The 15,547-nt window shown below is 62.8% G+C and carries 12 protein-coding genes and 1 tRNA gene; 7 read left to right on the plus strand and 6 right to left on the minus strand.

The window, feature by feature from the left end:
* The 6 genes from AC2FNS_RS13435 to AC2FNS_RS13460 all read left to right on the plus strand — a co-directional run.
* Positions 1-1,078 (plus strand): CocE/NonD family hydrolase (locus AC2FNS_RS13435; protein ID WP_496803880.1); only part of this gene is annotated, 1,078 nt, incomplete at its 5' end.
* Positions 1,079-1,204: 126 nt separating this feature from the next.
* Complete coding sequence (locus AC2FNS_RS13440) at positions 1,205-2,791, plus strand: ABC transporter substrate-binding protein (RefSeq protein ID WP_496685807.1); 1,587 nt, start codon at positions 1,205-1,207, stop codon at positions 2,789-2,791.
* Positions 2,792-2,806: 15 nt separating this feature from the next.
* Positions 2,807-3,763 (plus strand): ABC transporter permease, encoded by a 957-nt coding sequence (locus AC2FNS_RS13445; protein WP_496683567.1) that lies wholly within the window; start codon positions 2,807-2,809, stop codon positions 3,761-3,763.
* Entirely contained in the window at positions 3,760-4,575 is an 816-nt protein-coding gene (locus tag AC2FNS_RS13450) for an ABC transporter permease (RefSeq protein WP_170340710.1), read from the plus strand. The genes AC2FNS_RS13445 and AC2FNS_RS13450 overlap by 4 nt, the downstream gene beginning before the upstream one ends.
* Positions 4,572-6,209: an ABC transporter ATP-binding protein gene (locus tag AC2FNS_RS13455; protein ID WP_496712231.1), complete on the plus strand. Its 1,638-nt coding sequence runs from the start codon at positions 4,572-4,574 to the stop codon at positions 6,207-6,209. Before AC2FNS_RS13450 ends, AC2FNS_RS13455 begins: the two co-directional genes overlap by 4 nt.
* A 142-nt stretch (positions 6,210-6,351) precedes the next feature.
* Positions 6,352-7,188, plus strand: a complete 837-nt coding sequence (locus AC2FNS_RS13460) for an alkaline phosphatase family protein (RefSeq protein WP_496685802.1) — start codon at positions 6,352-6,354, stop codon at positions 7,186-7,188.
* A 6-nt stretch (positions 7,189-7,194) separates the two neighbouring features.
* On the opposite strand, the gene AC2FNS_RS13465 is transcribed toward AC2FNS_RS13460, so the two are convergent.
* The 4 genes from AC2FNS_RS13465 to AC2FNS_RS13480 form a co-directional block, all read right to left on the minus strand.
* Positions 7,195-8,118: an alpha/beta hydrolase gene (locus tag AC2FNS_RS13465; protein WP_496797689.1), complete on the minus strand. Its 924-nt coding sequence runs from the start codon at positions 8,116-8,118 to the stop codon at positions 7,195-7,197.
* Positions 8,119-8,130: 12 nt separating this feature from the next.
* Positions 8,131-10,020: an acyl-CoA synthetase gene (locus tag AC2FNS_RS13470; RefSeq protein WP_496797690.1), complete on the minus strand. Its 1,890-nt coding sequence runs from the start codon at positions 10,018-10,020 to the stop codon at positions 8,131-8,133.
* Positions 10,021-10,177: 157 nt separating this feature from the next.
* On the minus strand, positions 10,178-11,998 hold the full coding sequence (locus AC2FNS_RS13475; RefSeq protein ID WP_496795642.1) for an ABC transporter transmembrane domain-containing protein: 1,821 nt from the start codon (positions 11,996-11,998) through the stop codon (positions 10,178-10,180).
* A gap of 127 nt (positions 11,999-12,125) precedes the next feature.
* A tRNA-Gly gene (locus AC2FNS_RS13480) sits at positions 12,126-12,199 on the minus strand.
* A 226-nt stretch (positions 12,200-12,425) separates the two neighbouring features.
* Here AC2FNS_RS13480 and AC2FNS_RS13485 point away from each other — a divergent pair.
* Complete coding sequence (locus AC2FNS_RS13485; RefSeq protein WP_496803881.1) at positions 12,426-14,315, plus strand: PhoX family protein; 1,890 nt, start codon at positions 12,426-12,428, stop codon at positions 14,313-14,315.
* A 57-nt stretch (positions 14,316-14,372) separates the two neighbouring features.
* On the opposite strand, the gene AC2FNS_RS13490 is transcribed toward AC2FNS_RS13485, so the two are convergent.
* Positions 14,373-14,939: a tetratricopeptide repeat protein gene (locus tag AC2FNS_RS13490; RefSeq protein WP_496685795.1), complete on the minus strand. Its 567-nt coding sequence runs from the start codon at positions 14,937-14,939 to the stop codon at positions 14,373-14,375.
* A 30-nt stretch (positions 14,940-14,969) separates the two neighbouring features.
* A complete protein-coding gene (locus AC2FNS_RS13495) occupies positions 14,970-15,458 on the minus strand; it encodes an Lrp/AsnC family transcriptional regulator (protein ID WP_496712236.1) in 489 nt (162 codons plus the stop codon).
* Between the last annotated feature and the right edge of the window lie 89 nt (positions 15,459-15,547).

Here is a 15,547-nt window from a genome sequence, read left to right on the forward strand (position 1 = left end):
GGACCCGGCCTATCGCGCCTATCTGATGGATGGCGTGCGCCCGGCGCGCTGGTATGCCGAGCGCCCAGGCCATTGGATCACCGAGGATGACGGCGCTACGTCCCACCTGCCGACCGTCACCCTGCCCCTTTCCGATTCAGGGCTGGGTGTGGACGGACCGCTGAATGCCCGCGTCCGCTCGCCCCATCACTGCGGGATGGATGGCGGCGAGTATTGCGCCATCTGGCTGGGTCCCGACATGCCCGGTGACCAGCGGGCAGATGACGCGCTGTCCGCCTGTTTCGACACCGCGCCACTGGCCGAAGACATGAATCTGGTCGGCGCGCCGCGCATCCGGTTGACACTTGCCGCCGACCGGCCCCAGGCACAGATCGCCGTGCGCCTGAACCATGTGCACCCGGATGGCGCCTCGAGCCGGATCACCTATGGCGTGCTGAACCTGGCCCACCGGGACAGCCATGCCGACCCGCGCCCGCTGAAACCCGGAGAGCCTTGCGACATCGCGCTGGATCTCGACCACATCGCCTATCGTGTGCCCAAGGGGCACCGCTTGCGCATCGCGATCTCGAGTGCGTACTGGCCGTTGATCTGGCCCACGCCCGAAACCGCCGAACTGCACCTGAGCGGCGGTAACCTGACCTTGCCCCTTCGCCCCCGGGCCAATGGCGATGAATGCGTCTTTCCGCCGCCCGACGCTGAGACCGCATGGCAGGTCCGCCACCTGCGTCCTTCCAACCACGCCCGCCGCGTCGAAACGGACATGACCACCGGCCTGATCCACCTGGTCATCGAGGACGATTTCGGACTGGTCCAGGATGCCGACCACGGTCTGATCAGCGGCGGCACCGCGCACGAGAAATGGACCATCCACCCCGACGATCCCCTCTCCGCGCGCGGCGATTGCGCCTGGGTGCAGGAGCTGGAACGCGACGCGCTGCGCCTACGCACCGAGGCGCGCTGCGAGATGTGGGCGGACCTGACCCATTTTCACCTGCGGGCGACGCTCGACGCGTTCGAGAATGATACGCCCATCTTTTCAAAATCACTGGAGGACAGCATCCCGCGCTATCAGATGTGATGGACCGGCCCCCGCGGCACCCGAGATTTGACCTTGCCCGGTGGCGTGAAATGCGCGAACGTTGACTCATGCGTCAATAAAAAGCCCCCAACGGGCGAAAAACTCAAGCAACTGGGAGAAACTTGAATGAACGAACAACTCACTCACATGGCCAGCCAGGTGACCGCCGGGAAACTGACCCGCCGCGAATTCATGGGCAAGGCAGCCGCACTGGGCGTGTCGGCGGCCATGGCCAGCACCATCTTTGCGGATGCCGCCCGCGCCGCCGGCCCCAAGAAGGGCGGCGACCTCAAGCTGGGCCTGCAGGGCGGTGAATCCACAAACTCACTGGATCCGGCCACCTATGCCAGTTCGGTTCCGTTCCAGAACGGCAAGCAGTTCGGTGACCAACTGGTCGAAGTCGCCCCTGACGGCACGATCGAGCCGCGCCTTGCCGAAAGCGTTGAAGGCAGCGCCGATGCAAAGGTTTGGACGTTCAAACTGCGTCAGGGGGTCGAGTTCCACAACGGCAAGACCATGACCAGCGAAGACGTGCTGAAAACGATGCAGCGCCACTCGAACGAAGATTCGAAGTCGGGCGCATTGGGCATCATGAAGGGCATCGAGTCGATGAAGGCCGATGGCGAGTATTTTCAGGTCACCCTGAACGAGCCGAACGCCGATCTTCCTTACTTGATGGCCGACTACCACCTGATCATCCAGCCGGACGGCGGAATGGACAACCCGGGCGCAGGTATCGGCACCGGTCCGTACAAGCTGGAAGCGGACGAACCCGGTGTGCGCCACCTGTTCACCAAATTCGAGAACCACTGGAACCCGGATTTCGGCAACTTTGATAGCGTCGAAGTGGTGGTCATCAACGATGCCACGGCCCGGACGGCTGCGCTGCAGTCAGGTCAGGTCCACGCGATCAACCGGGTTGAGCCCAAGGTTGCCGACCTCTTGGGTCGTGCGCCCAATCTGACCGTACATTCCACGGCAGGTCGCGGCCACTACGTGTTTATCATGCATTGTGACACGGCGCCGTTCGACAGCAACGAACTGCGGACTGCTCTGAAATACGCGATCAACCGCGAAGAGCTGGTCGAGAAGGTACTGCGCGGCTATGGCTCGGTCGGGAACGACATGCCGATCAACGCAGCATACCCACTGTTCGATGAGACGATCCCGCAGCGTGAGTTCAGCGTCGAAAAAGCAGCCGAACACTACAAGAAGTCCGGCCATGACGGGTCGCCCATCATTTTGCGTGTGGCCGACGGAGCCTTCCCTGGCGCCGTGGATGCCGCAGCCCTGTTCCAGCAGACCGCCCAGCAGGCCGGGATCCCGCTTGAGATCAAGCGCGAGCCGAATGATGGCTACTGGTCCGAAGTTTGGAACGTTCAGCCTTTCTGCGCGTCCTACTGGGGCGGCCGTCCAGTGCAGGACCAGATGTACGCAACTGCCTATCTGTCCACCGCCGACTGGAACGACACCCGGTTCAAGGTCAAAGAGTTCGACGACCTGCTGTTTGCCGCGCGTGCCGAGCTGGACCCGGCAAAGCGCAAGGCAATCTACAGCCAGATGGGTATGATGGTCCGTGACCAGGGCGGCCTGATCTGCCCGATGTTCAACGACTTTGTCGAAGGCATCAGCAACCAGCTGGATGGCTGGGAAACTGATCCGACCCAAGAGATGATGAACGGCAACATGTCCCGCAAGATGTGGTTCGTCTAACTCGGATCGACAGGTATGCATCCTATCATCAAACTTGTTTCCCAGCGCCTGGCGCTGGGATTCCTCTTGCTGTTTGGCGCTTCGGCCCTGATTTTCGGGTTGACCGAGGCCCTACCCGGAGACGCCGCGCAAGCCGTCCTGGGGCAGTCCGCGACCCCTGAATCCCTTGCCAACCTGCGTGAGGAGATGGGGCTGAACCGTCCCGCCTTGACCCGGTATTTCGAATGGCTTGGCGGAATTGTCCAAGGTGACATGGGCACGTCCCTGACCAACAAGCTGGACATCGCCGAGTCGGTCAGCAACCGATTGGGCAATACGTTGTTTCTTGCCTTCTGGGCGGCCATCGTCTCGGTGCCCCTTGCAATTTTCCTTGGCCTCGTCGCGGTCCGCTATCGCAACCGCTGGCCCGACAAGCTGATCTCGGCCGTCACCCTGACGACGATCTCGATCCCCGAGTTCCTGATCGGCTATGTCTTGGTTTATTTCGTGGCAGTCAAACTGGGCATGTTCTCGCCGCTGGCGATGATCAATGACAGCATGTCCTTTTGGCAGAAACTGAACTCGATCGCGCTGCCCGTCATCGTGCTGACCATGGTGGTTCTGGCACACATGATGCGCATGACCCGCGCCGCGATCCTGAACGTGATGCAGTCGGCCTATGTCGAAACGGCCGAACTGAAGGGCCTGAGCAACTTCAAGGTCATCTGGCGCCATGCCTTCCCGAACGCCATCGCCCCCATCGTGAACGTGGTGATGCTGAACCTGGCCTATCTGGTCGTGGGTGTGGTCGTCGTCGAGGTGGTGTTCGTCTATCCCGGCATGGGGCAGTACCTTGTTGACCATGTGACCAAGCGCGACGTGCCGGTGGTTCTGGCCTGCGGGGTCATCTTTGCCGCAATCTATATCGGGCTAAACATGGTTGCCGACATCGTCGCGATCCTGGCCAACCCAAGGCTGAGGCACCCGAAATGAAGAACATCCCAATCTCTGCAATGATCGGGCTGGCCTTCACCGCCCTGTATTTCATTATCGCCGTCTTTGCACCCTTCCTGGCGCCCTACGGCATGGCCGAGGTTGTGGGCGACGTATGGGAACCCTCGAGTTCGGAATTCTGGCTGGGCACCGACAATATCGGCCGCGACCTTCTCAGCCGCATGATCTATGGCGGGCGCACCACGATCTTCATCGCTACCGCCGCCACCATCCTCAGCTTCGTCACCGGTTCGATCCTGGGATTTCTGGCCGCCGTACTGGGGGGCTGGGCTGATCAGGTGATGTCGCGGACCGTGGACCTGATCATGTCGATCCCGTCGCTAATCACCGCGCTGGTGGTTCTGGCGATGGTGCCGGTCACCATCCCGGTTCTGATCGTGGTCATGGGCCTGTTGGACGCCACCCGCGTCTATCGCCTGGCCCGAGCCGTGGCTGTTGACATCGAGGTCATGGACTATGTCGAGGCCGCAAAGCTGCGCGGCGAAGGCCGCGGCTGGATCATCTTCCGCGAGATCCTGCCCAACGCGTTGTCACCGCTGGTGGCCGAACTAGGCCTGCGCTTCATCTTCATGGTGCTGTTCGTCTCGACCCTGTCGTTCCTGGGCCTGGGCGTTCAGCCCCCGCTGGCCGATTGGGGCGGCATCGTGAAAGAAAACAAGGACGGCATCGTCTATGGCATCGGCGCGGCGCTGTATCCGGCGGTGGCCATCGCCACGCTGGCCATCTCGGTCAATTTGGTGGCTGACTGGATCCTGAACCGCACCACATCGCTGAAAGGAGGCCGGGGATGAGCGATACCCTTCTCAAGGTCCGTGACCTCAAGATCGGCGCGACCGTCTATCCGCCGGGCGAAAAACCCCGCGACATCGAGATCGTGCACGGGGTCAGCTTTGACCTCGAGCGCGGCAAGGTGCTGGGCCTGATCGGGGAGTCCGGTGCCGGGAAGTCGACCATCGGGCTGGCCTCGATGGCCTATGGCCGGGGCGGCGTGAAGATCACCGGCGGCGAGGTCTGGGTGAACGGGCGCGATATTCTCAAGACGTCGCTCTCGGATATCCGCAAACTACGCGGCGGCGAGGTGACCTATGTGTCGCAATCGGCGGCAGCGTCCTTCAACCCGGCCAAGAAGATCATGGATCAGGTGGTCGAAGCTGCGGTCGAGCAGAAGAAGTTCAGCCGCAAAGAGGCCGAAGCCCGCGCGCGTGAGCTGTTCGCCAAGCTGGGCCTTCCCGACCCGGACAATATCGGCAACCGCTATCCGCACCAGGTTTCGGGCGGGCAGCTGCAGCGTTGCATGACGGCGCTGGCGCTGTGTCCTGAGCCAGATCTGGTGGTGTTCGACGAACCCACGACTGCGCTTGACGTGACAACCCAGATCGACGTTCTGATGGCGATCAAAGAGGCCATCCGCGACACCGGCGTGGCCGCGCTGTACATCACCCACGATCTGGCGGTCGTGGCGCAGGTCAGCGATGACATCATGGTGCTGCGCATGGGCGACACGGTCGAATACGGCACCACCGACCAGATCATCAACGACCCGCAGGAGGAATACACCAAGGCGTTGGTCTCGGTCCGTTCGATCGACCACGAGGAAAAGCAACCGACGCCGGAACCGGTGCTGCAGGTGGATGGCATCACCGCCCGCTACAAGGGGCTGAACTTCGACGTGCTGCACAACGTCAATGTCGAGCTTCATCCGGGGCAGACGCTGGCGGTCGTAGGGGAATCGGGGTCGGGAAAATCCACGCTGGCCCGGGTGATCACCGGCCTGCTGCCCCCGCGCGACGGCGAGATCACCTTTGCCGGGCGCAAGCTCAGCCCCGATCTGGCCGGACGCTCGCGCGAGGACCTGCGCGAGTTGCAGATGATTTACCAGATGGCCGATGTTGCGATGAACCCGCGCCAGACGGTGGGTACCATTATCGGCCGGCCGCTCGAGTTCTACTTCAACATGCGCGGCGCCGAGAAGCACAAGCGCATCATCGAACTGTTGGACGAGATCGAACTGGGCGAAGGTTTCATCGATCGCTATCCGGCGGAGCTGTCAGGAGGTCAGAAGCAGCGTGTGTGCATTGCCCGCGCGCTGGCGGCCAAGCCCAAGATGATCATCTGTGACGAGGTCACATCGGCGCTGGATCCACTGGTGGCGGACGGCATCCTCAAGCTGTTGCTGGACCTGCAGAAGATCGAGGACGTGGCCTATCTGTTCATCACACATGACCTGGCGACGGTGCGCGCGATCAGCGACAGCATTGCCGTGATGTATCAGGGGCGCGTGGTCCGCTATGGACCCAAATCGCAGGTGCTGAGCCCGCCGTTCGACGACTACACCGACCTGCTGCTCAGCTCGGTCCCCGAGATGCATCTGGGCTGGCTGGAAGAGGTCGTGGCCCACCGCAAGATGGAGAGCGCCGGCAACTGAGCCGCCCAAAACCGGAAATCCCGGCGTTTTGCCCCAAGACAGACGTCGGGATTTTTGCCATTCCGAGCGCGAATTGACAGGTCGCGCGCGTTTCAGGCGATAGACTCGACCGGAAACAAACCCCGCGAACAAGGAGATCGCGATGGACCGCAAACTGCTGCTGATCATTCTCGACGGGGTTCCCTGGCGCAATTTCCGCCGGCTTTTCGGCAATCTCGAAGGCTGGGTCGACAGCGGCGAGGCGCGGGTTTGGAAACACCGCTCTGTGCTGCCTTCGATCTCGGCCAGCTGCTATGCCTCGATCCACACCGGCGTTTCACCGCAGGAGCATGGCTGCACCGGAAACGGCAACGTGTTCCGGCTGGACCACAAGGACATCTTCAGCCAAGTGCGCGAGGCCGGCGGCGTGACCGGGGCCGTCACCCACAGCTTTTGGTCGGAGTTCTTCAACCGCCACCCTTTCGACTATGTGCGCGACATCGAATATGACGAGCCGGACAGCCCGACCATCAATCACGGCCGGTTCCACTCGATGACGGGCTATGGCAAAGCCAACCAGATGACGCCGTCCGATGTCGACCTGTTTGCGACCCTGACCAACCTGTGCCTGCGGTTCGGGCTGGACTACGGCATTCTCCATACCTGTACGCTCGACAGCATGGGCCACCGGTTCTACCACGATTGTGAAGAGATGGATCACGCCTGCTTCGTCATGGACGAGATGCTGGCCCCCTTCATTCCCCGCTGGCGGCAGTTGGGATACGAGGTGATCGTGACCGCCGATCATGGCCAGGACGAGCGCGGCCACCACGGCGGGCGCAGCCCCCTACAGCAGGAAACGGCGCTGTACTACTTCGGCGATGCCGAAGGCCCCGATGCGGAAACGGTCATTGACCAGTTGCAGTTGGCGCCCACGGTTCTGACCCGCATGGGCGCTCCGGTGGCCGAGACGATGAAGGCCAAGCCATTCCTGCGCTGAGCGCCGTCAGTCGTAGTTCCACAACCCCTGCCCCAACGCCTCGACCGCGATCGAGATCCGTTCGAAGCTGTCGGCGGCGCGGGTCACCGAATGGCGGGCGCGCAGGTAGCCATGCACGAGGCCGGCTTCGTTGATCCAATGCGCCTGCCCACCGGCGGCGGTGATTTTGGCGCAGTACGCGGCACCGTCATCGCGTAGCGGGTCACAGTCGGCGGTTACCACCACCGTCGGCGGCAGCCCGGAAAAGTCGGTATCGTGCAGTGGGGCGAATTTGGGGTCATGTTCCGGGACGGCGCCGCCACACCGGACTTTTTCATAGAACAGAACCTCGTCGCGCGTCAGCATCGGCGCGTGGGCGTGTTCGATATACGATCCCTGGTTCGGGTCGCCACCCAAACCGGGATAGATCAGAACCTGCCCCAGGATGTTCCCAATCCGCCCGCGCGCATGATGGGCGACGGCTGCGGCCAGGTTGCCGCCCGCGCTGTCCCCGGCCAGAACCAGCGGGTCGCCGAATTCGGATTGCACCCAGTTCGCCGCGGTCCAGCAATCCTCGAACTGCGCCGGATGAATATGTTCAGGACACAGCCGGTAGTCGACCGCCACCACCCGATAGCCGGTTTGGGCGCACAGTTCGGCGCAGACGTCATCGTGGCTGTCCAGCCCGCCCACGACGAACCCGCCGCCATGCATGTAGACGACGGTTCGAGTTGGATCGCCGCAGAAATAGACGCGCACCCCGACCCCATCGGCCGAACTGTCCCGCGTTTCGACGCCCGGTGGACGCGGTTGCCGAAACGCGCGGCACATGTCGTCGTAGACGCGGCGCTGGTCCTCGACGGACCGCTCCACCGCGTCTTCGGGATAGCTTTCGGCGGTGCGCCGGATGAACGCCCAAGTCTCCTCGTCGATCAGACGTTCATAGTCCATTGCCCCTCCGGATCAGTCGGCCCACTCCCACGGCCGGGTGAAGTTGCCCAGCACCTGGTTCACATCGTCCTCGGATGCACCGTTCACGTCAAGCTGCGCGACAAGGCCCCGCTTTTTGTCGTCGATGACCGACACGACCCGCGCCGGAACGCCGGCGGTTTCCAACGCCTGATTGTAGACCCGCGTGATCGCCTGTTTGCGCAGTTCAGGCTTGAAGACTTTGCCCACCGCAGTCTTCGGCAGCTCGGGCAGGATGGTCATGTGCTTGGGATGCGCGGCGCGTTCATGCACGTGGATCTTGCAGTATTCCAGCAGTTCTTCCTCGGTCACGCTGGCGCCTTCGACCAGTTCGACAAAGGAACAGGGGACTTCGCCCGCATGAGCGTCGGGCTGGCCGATGGCGCCGGCGAAGGCCACCGCGTCATGGCCCAGCAAGGCCTCTTCAATCTCGGCCGGGTCGATGTTGTGACCGCCGCGAATGATCAGATCCTTGGCGCGGCCGGTGATCCACAGATACCCGTCCGCATCGAACCGACCCAAGTCGCCGGTGCGCAGGTATTTGTCGAAGTAGTACAGATCGACGTTCTTGTCTCCCTCTGTATAGGTGTTCCCGGCATAGACGCCCGGGTTCGACACGCAGATCTCGCCCACTTCGTCCACCGCGCATTCCTTGGGTCCGTCGGGGCCGTCGCGCAGGATCTTGACGTCAGTGTACGGGAACGGAATCCCGATCGAGCCGATCTTCTTCTCGCCATCCACCGGGTTGCAGGACACCAGGCAGGTGGCCTCGGTTAGGCCATAGCCTTCGACGATGGTCACACCGGTCGCTTTCTCGAACCGGCGGAACAGCTCGACCGGCAGCGGGGCCGACCCCGAGAAGGCCGTCTTGACGGTCGAGATGTCTGCATCCACCGGGCGCTGCATCTTGGCCGAGATCGCCGTGGGCACGGTGATGATGAACGAAACCTTCCAGCGCTCGATCAATTTCCAGAAGTTGTCGAACACACCGTCGCCGCGATACCCGGCGGGGGTCGGGAACACCACATGGGCGCCCGACGACACCGCCGCCATCACGATCACATGGCAGGCAAAGACGTGGAACATCGGCAGCGGGCACATGATCACGTCCTCTTCCGAGAACAGCAGCGTGTGGCCCAGCCACCCATTGTAGATCATGCCGGAATATTTGTGCTGCGCGACCTTCGGCATTCCCGTGGTGCCGCCGGTGTGGAAATAGCAGGCGACCCGGTCCTCTTTGCTGTCCTCGAAGGTCAGCGTGGTGGGTTGCTTGGCCAGTTCCTTGTTGAAATCCAGGTAGTCGGCGTGGGCCAGATGCTCTTTGTCCTCCATCTTGGGCCGGACCAACGGCACAATCCACGATTTCGGCGGCGTCAGGTACCGGTTCAGATCGATCTCCAGCACGGTGTTGACACCCGGCGCGTGGCGCACGGCCTCGGCGACCTTCTGCGCCACATCCGTCTTTGGGAAAGGCTTCAGCGTGACCACGACCTTGGCCTTGGTCTCACGCAGGATCGACGCGATCTGCTCGGGTTCGAGCAGCGGGTTGATTGGGTTCACGATCCCGGCCACCGCGCCGCCCATCATAGTGATCAACGTCTCGTTGCAGTTAGGCAGCACATAGGCCACCACGTCGTTTTCCTTGACCCCCAAAGAACGGAACAGATTGGCTGCCTGGTTCGTCTTGGCCAGCAGTTTCGACCATGTCAGGGTTTCGGCCTTGTCCTTGGGGCCGGACAGGATCTGGAAACTGATCGCGTTGCGATCCGGGAACTTAGCGGCCGTCCGCGAGAGCAGCTGATGGAACGAGACGGGTACGTCGCGGGCCTCCCACGGCATTTCCTGCTCGATCCTGATTTTGTCTTCCTTGCCCACAAAGGCCATGTGGTTCCTCCCCATTTCTGCCCTGCGTTTTTCGCAGGCTGTCCATCGCTTTCAAGATGAAAGCAAACAGTGCCCTGCGCAAGCGAGGGCTTACCCTCGGGCAAGGGGAAAATGTAGAATGACGCTACGGCGGTTCGGGAATTGCCCGCGCGTCACTTCACTCGGCGGCCACGCCATCGGTGAACTGGAGGCGCGCCAGACGCGCATAGAGCCCACCTTGTGCCACCAGGTCGTCATGGGTGCCCTGCGCCACGATCCGGCCGTTCTCCATCACCACGATGCGATCGGCCTTTTTCACGGTGGCCAGACGGTGCGCCACGATCAGGGTAGTGCGCCCGGCGCGCATTTGGTCGACGGCGGCCTGAACTGCGCGCTCGCTCTCGGCATCCAGCGCCGATGTCGCCTCGTCCAGCAGCAGAACCGGAGCGTCGCGCAAAATCGCCCGCGCGATGGCGATGCGCTGTTTCTGCCCGCCCGACAGCATCACGCCGCGTTCGCCGACGAAACTGTCATAGCCTTCGGGCAGGGCCGAGATGAAGTCATGCGCAGCGGCGGCACGGGCGGCGGCCTCGACCTCGGCATCCGAGGCGTCCAGACGTCCAAAGCGGATGTTCTCGCGCGCCGAGGCCGCAAAGATCACTGGGTCCTGCGGCACCAAGGCCATGTACTGCCGGAAATCTGCCCGGCGCATGTCGCGCAAGTCGATCCCGTCCAGGCTGACCTGACCGGCCTCGGGGTCATAAAATCGCTGGATCAACTGGATCACGGTCGTCTTGCCCGCGCCCGAGGGGCCGACGAAAGCCACGGTCTCGCCCGGGCTCACCGTCAGCGACAGGTCGTCCAGAGCCAGAACGTCGGGACGGGCCGGATAGCGGAAGTTCACCTTGTCGAAAGAGATCTGCCCCTTGACCGGCTGCGGCAGCGCCTTGGGTTGCGCCGGGTCGTTGACCGTACCCTCGGCGTTCAGCAACTCGACCAGCCGTTCGGTTGCGCCTGCGGCGCGTTGCAGCTCGCTCCAGATTTCGGAAAGGGCAGCCACGGACCCGGCCATGATGATCGAATAGATCACGAACTGAATCAGAACGCCTTCGGTCATCACGCCGTTGCGCACATCGTTCGCGCCCATCCACAACACGCCGACGATCCCAGAGAACACAAGGAAGATCACGATCACCGTAAGAACCGCGCGCGTCTGGATGCGGCGCAGGGACGCCTGATAGGCGGTCTCGGTCAGGTCGGCGAATTGCTTGCGGCTGGCATCCTCGTGGGTAAAGGCCTGCACGGTCTGCACCGCGCCCAGCGCCTCGCCCGCGTTACCGGAACTGGCCGCGATCCAGTCCTGGTTCTCGCGGCTGATGGCCCGCAGGCGCCGACCGAGCACCAGGATCGGCACCACCACCACCGGGATCAGCAACAGCACCAGCCCGGTCAGCTTGGCCGAGGTCAGCAGCATCAGAACCAAACCGCCGAAGAACAGCAGCATGTTGCGCAGCGCGATCGAGACCGACGAGCCCAGAACTGACTGGATCAGCGTCGTGTCGGTGGTGATCCGGCTTAGCACCTCGCCCGTCATGATGCGTTCATAGAAGGCCGGGCTCATCCCGATCACGCGGTCGAACACGGCCTTGCGGATGTCGGCCACGACCCGCTCGCCCAGCCGCGTAACCAGCGCATAGCGGACCCCTGTGCCCACGGCCAGCATCGCGGCAATACCCAGCGCCGCCAGGAAGTACCAATCCAGCAACTCGCCATCTTCGATACGGAAATTGTCGACCACCCGTCGCACCGCCAGCGGCAGCGTCAGCGTCATGCTGGCGGTCAGAACCAGCGCCAGCGTCGCCCCGATCATCAACAGGCGGTAAGGCCGCAAGAACGGCCAGAGCGAGGCCAGAACGCCCAGTTTCCGCGATCCGGGGCGTTCGTCATGCGAACCGTGTGCCTGTTTGGTTGCTTGGTTGGCGGGTTGTGGTCTTGCCATGCCTGGCCCTTGTTTCGCGATCAGCTGTTGATGGGGCTTCTTGGCGGCACAGGCCGGTCGGGTCAAGCTGTCCGTGGCACATCAGCCCTTGGCAAGGGCTATTTGACGCAAGCATCTCCGGGAAGACTGGAGCGGGTAGACGGAATCGAACCGACATAACCTGCTTGGAAGGCAGGGGCTTTACCATTAAGCTATACCCGCTTGGTGCTGGGCTGAGTAGTCCATGCCCGGGCGGTCGTCAAGCACCGAAATCGGTGGTTCGCGTGCTTTTCCGTGCGGTTTTGCCTGTGTTCGTGCCGCAGCCTCGGCCTCAATGTGCCGTCAGATTGCCGTATCGTCCACTCGCCCTGCCCAGCCTTCAAGTGTTTGTCATACTCAGTGCCTAAATCCGTTTCACGAATCCATTCCGACAGCGAGGAACTACCCCATGAAAGACGTTGATCCCACCACCCTGTCCGCCGACGATTGGGACGAGCTGCATTTCCCCCGCCCTGCCGAGAACGATTTTGACCGTGTCGTGGACAGCGCGCTGTCGCGCCGGGGGTTTCTGAGCGGCGTTCTTGCCTTCGGCTCCGGGGCCGCCGCAATGGGCACCGGCCTGCTGGGGTCGACCTCGGCACAGGCCCAGGCCGCGTCACGGTTTGCCTTCACACCAATCCCGGCCCAGACCGACGGGACGGTGCATGTGCCCGAGGGCTACGATTGGAAGGTTCTGATCCGCTGGGGCGATCCGCTGTTCTCGGACGCCGACGGCTATGACGTCACCGATGGCGGCCCGGTCGAAAAATCTGATCGTATTTTCGGCGAGAATACCGACGGGATGGAGGCATTTTCGTATCGTGGCCGCCAACTGATCGCGGTGAACCACGAATACCCCAACCGCAAGGTCAACTTGCCCGCCGCTCAGGACGGCAAACCCGCCAGCGCCGATGACGTGCGCAAGCTGCAGAACATCCAAGGCGTGACCGTGATGGAGATCGCCGAAGGCGCCGATGGCTGGACCGTCGTTAAGGACAGCCCGTTCAACCGCCGCATCCATCACAACACGCCCATGAAGATCGCAGGCCCCGCCGCCGGGCACGACCTGATGAAGACCGAGGCCGACCCGACCGGCACCCAGTCGCTGGGCACCCTGAACAACTGCGGCGCGGGCAAGACGCCTTGGGGCACCTATCTGACCTGCGAGGAAAACTTCAACGGCTATTTCGGCTCGAGCGACGAGACTGCCAGCTACGACCCCAAAGTCGCCGACGGCTACCAACGCTATGGCATCAAGGCCCAGAGCTGGAACGGCTACGAGTTGTTCGATCCGCGCTTTGACACCTCGAAGAACCCCAACGAGCCGCACCGCGCCGGTTGGGTGGTCGAGATCGACCCGACCGACCCCGAAAGCACGCCGGTCAAGCGCACAGGTCTGGGGCGTTTCAAGCACGAAAACGCCGCTGTCGAGTTGGCCCGGGATGGCCGCGTGGTGGTCTATATGGGCGATGACGAACGCGGCGAATACCTGTACCGCTATGTCTCGAACGGCATATACACACCCGGCGGCGAAACCGAAGGGCTGCTGGATGACGGGACGCTCTATGTGGCCAGGTTCAATGACGACATGACCGGGCAATGGGTTCCGCTGACGCTCGAGACCACCGGAATGGAGCAGGCCGAGATCCTGATCTTCAGCCGCATGGCGGCCTCGAAGGCGGGCGGCACCACCATGGATCGGCCCGAATGGGTGGCCACCAGCCCGGTCGCGTCCGAGGCCTATTGCTGCCTGACCAACAACAAGAACCGCGGCGTCAAGCCGAATGCGGGTGGCGACGACACCTCGGTCAACGGTCCCAACCCGCGCGAGGCCAACAATTACGGCCAGATCGTCCGCTGGCGCCCGGCGGATGACGACCACGCCGCCGATGGCTTTGACTGGGATCTGTACGTCATGGCGGGCAACCCGACGGTGCATTCCGATGCCTATGCCGGGTCCGAAAACATCAACGAGGGCAACCTGTTCAACTCGCCCGATGGCATGATGATCGACAGCACCGGGATGGTCTGGATCCAGACCGACGGCAATGACGACAACGAAGGCGACTTTGCCGGGCACGGCAACAACCAGATGCTGGTCGGCGATCCGGTCACCGGCGAGATCGCGCGGTTCATGACCGGCCCGAACGGCTGCGAGGTCACCGGCCTGACCTGGTCGGCGGATCGGCGCACGATGTTTGTGGGCATCCAGCATCCCGGCAAAAACTGGCCCGACGGAGGCACGCCGCGTTCTGCGATCATCGCGATCAAGCGCACTGACAACGAGGTTCTGGGCTGATCCGGCCTTAGGTTCAACGCCACCTCCGGCCTGTGCCGGAGGTGGCCATCATTGGGTTCAAAGATCCTGCCCCAGAGGGGCCAGCGGCCCGCCCTTGGCGGCCAGGTGACGTTCGGGCAACCACGGGTTCAGGGCCAGCGCCCGAGCCAGTTCCTCGCGCGCTTCGTCGATTCGGTGCAGGCCCATCAAGGTCAGCGCGCGCCCGCTGATCGCCGCGATGTGGTTGGGCGACAACGCCAGTGCGCGGTCCAGATCGGTCAGTGCCGCCTCGAAATCCTGACGCAGAAAATTGACGAAGGCGCGCTGGTTGTACCCTTCGGCATAGTTTGGACAATAGGCAATGAGCCGGTCGAAATCCTGCAATGCGCCCAGCAGGTCCCAGGCGCTGCGGAGCGACATGCCGCTGTCCAGAACCGCCTGCGCGGCCTCGTCTGGCGCGTCGGCCCACAACTCCCACATCTGGTTCGAGATCTCGCGGGCGGCCATCTCGGTCTCGGCCTGCCGGATCTGGTCGATCAGTTCGCCCAGCCGGGCGTCGTGGTCGGGCGCGGGAGGACATGTTTCGGCGAGCGCCGGGATCCCGACGCCCGTGCTCAGCACTGCGGAAAGGACAAGGTTTCTCATATACCAATGGTGGCGCACCACCAGATTTCGTCAACCCACACCATCGATGGCATCGGCCAGCCCGGTCTCTTTCACCGCCTCCATCGCCACGAAGGTCGAGGTGCTGGCCACATGCGGCAGCGACGAGATCTTTTCGGCCAGAACCGCGCGATATTCCGTCATAGACCCGGTCCGCACCTTCAGCAGATAGTCGAAATTCGACGCGATCATGTGCGCCTGTTCGATCTCGGGCACTTTGCGCACGGCCGCGTTGAACTCGGCCAGCGCCTTTTCCCGCGTGTCGGTCAGGCGCACCTCGACAAAGGCCACATGGTCCAGGCCCAGGCGGATCGGGTCCAGCATCGCACGGTAGCCGGTGATGATCCCCTCGGACTCGAGTCGTTTCAGCCGCGCCTGTGTCGGCGATTTCGACAGCCCGATCCGACGGGCCAGATCCGCGACCGAGATCCGCCCGTCCTCGGCCACGATGGACAGAATCGCGCGGTCGAACCGGTCCAAACCCGGAAAGTCTTTTCGCATGGCATTTGATCCTAAATTCAGGACATCGGGTGCCCGATATTTCATTTTCGGTCCGTTGTCCCGCAAAATCGCAAGTATACTGCGTGAAA

This window comes from Ruegeria sp. BHSA191 (assembly GCF_059613325.1).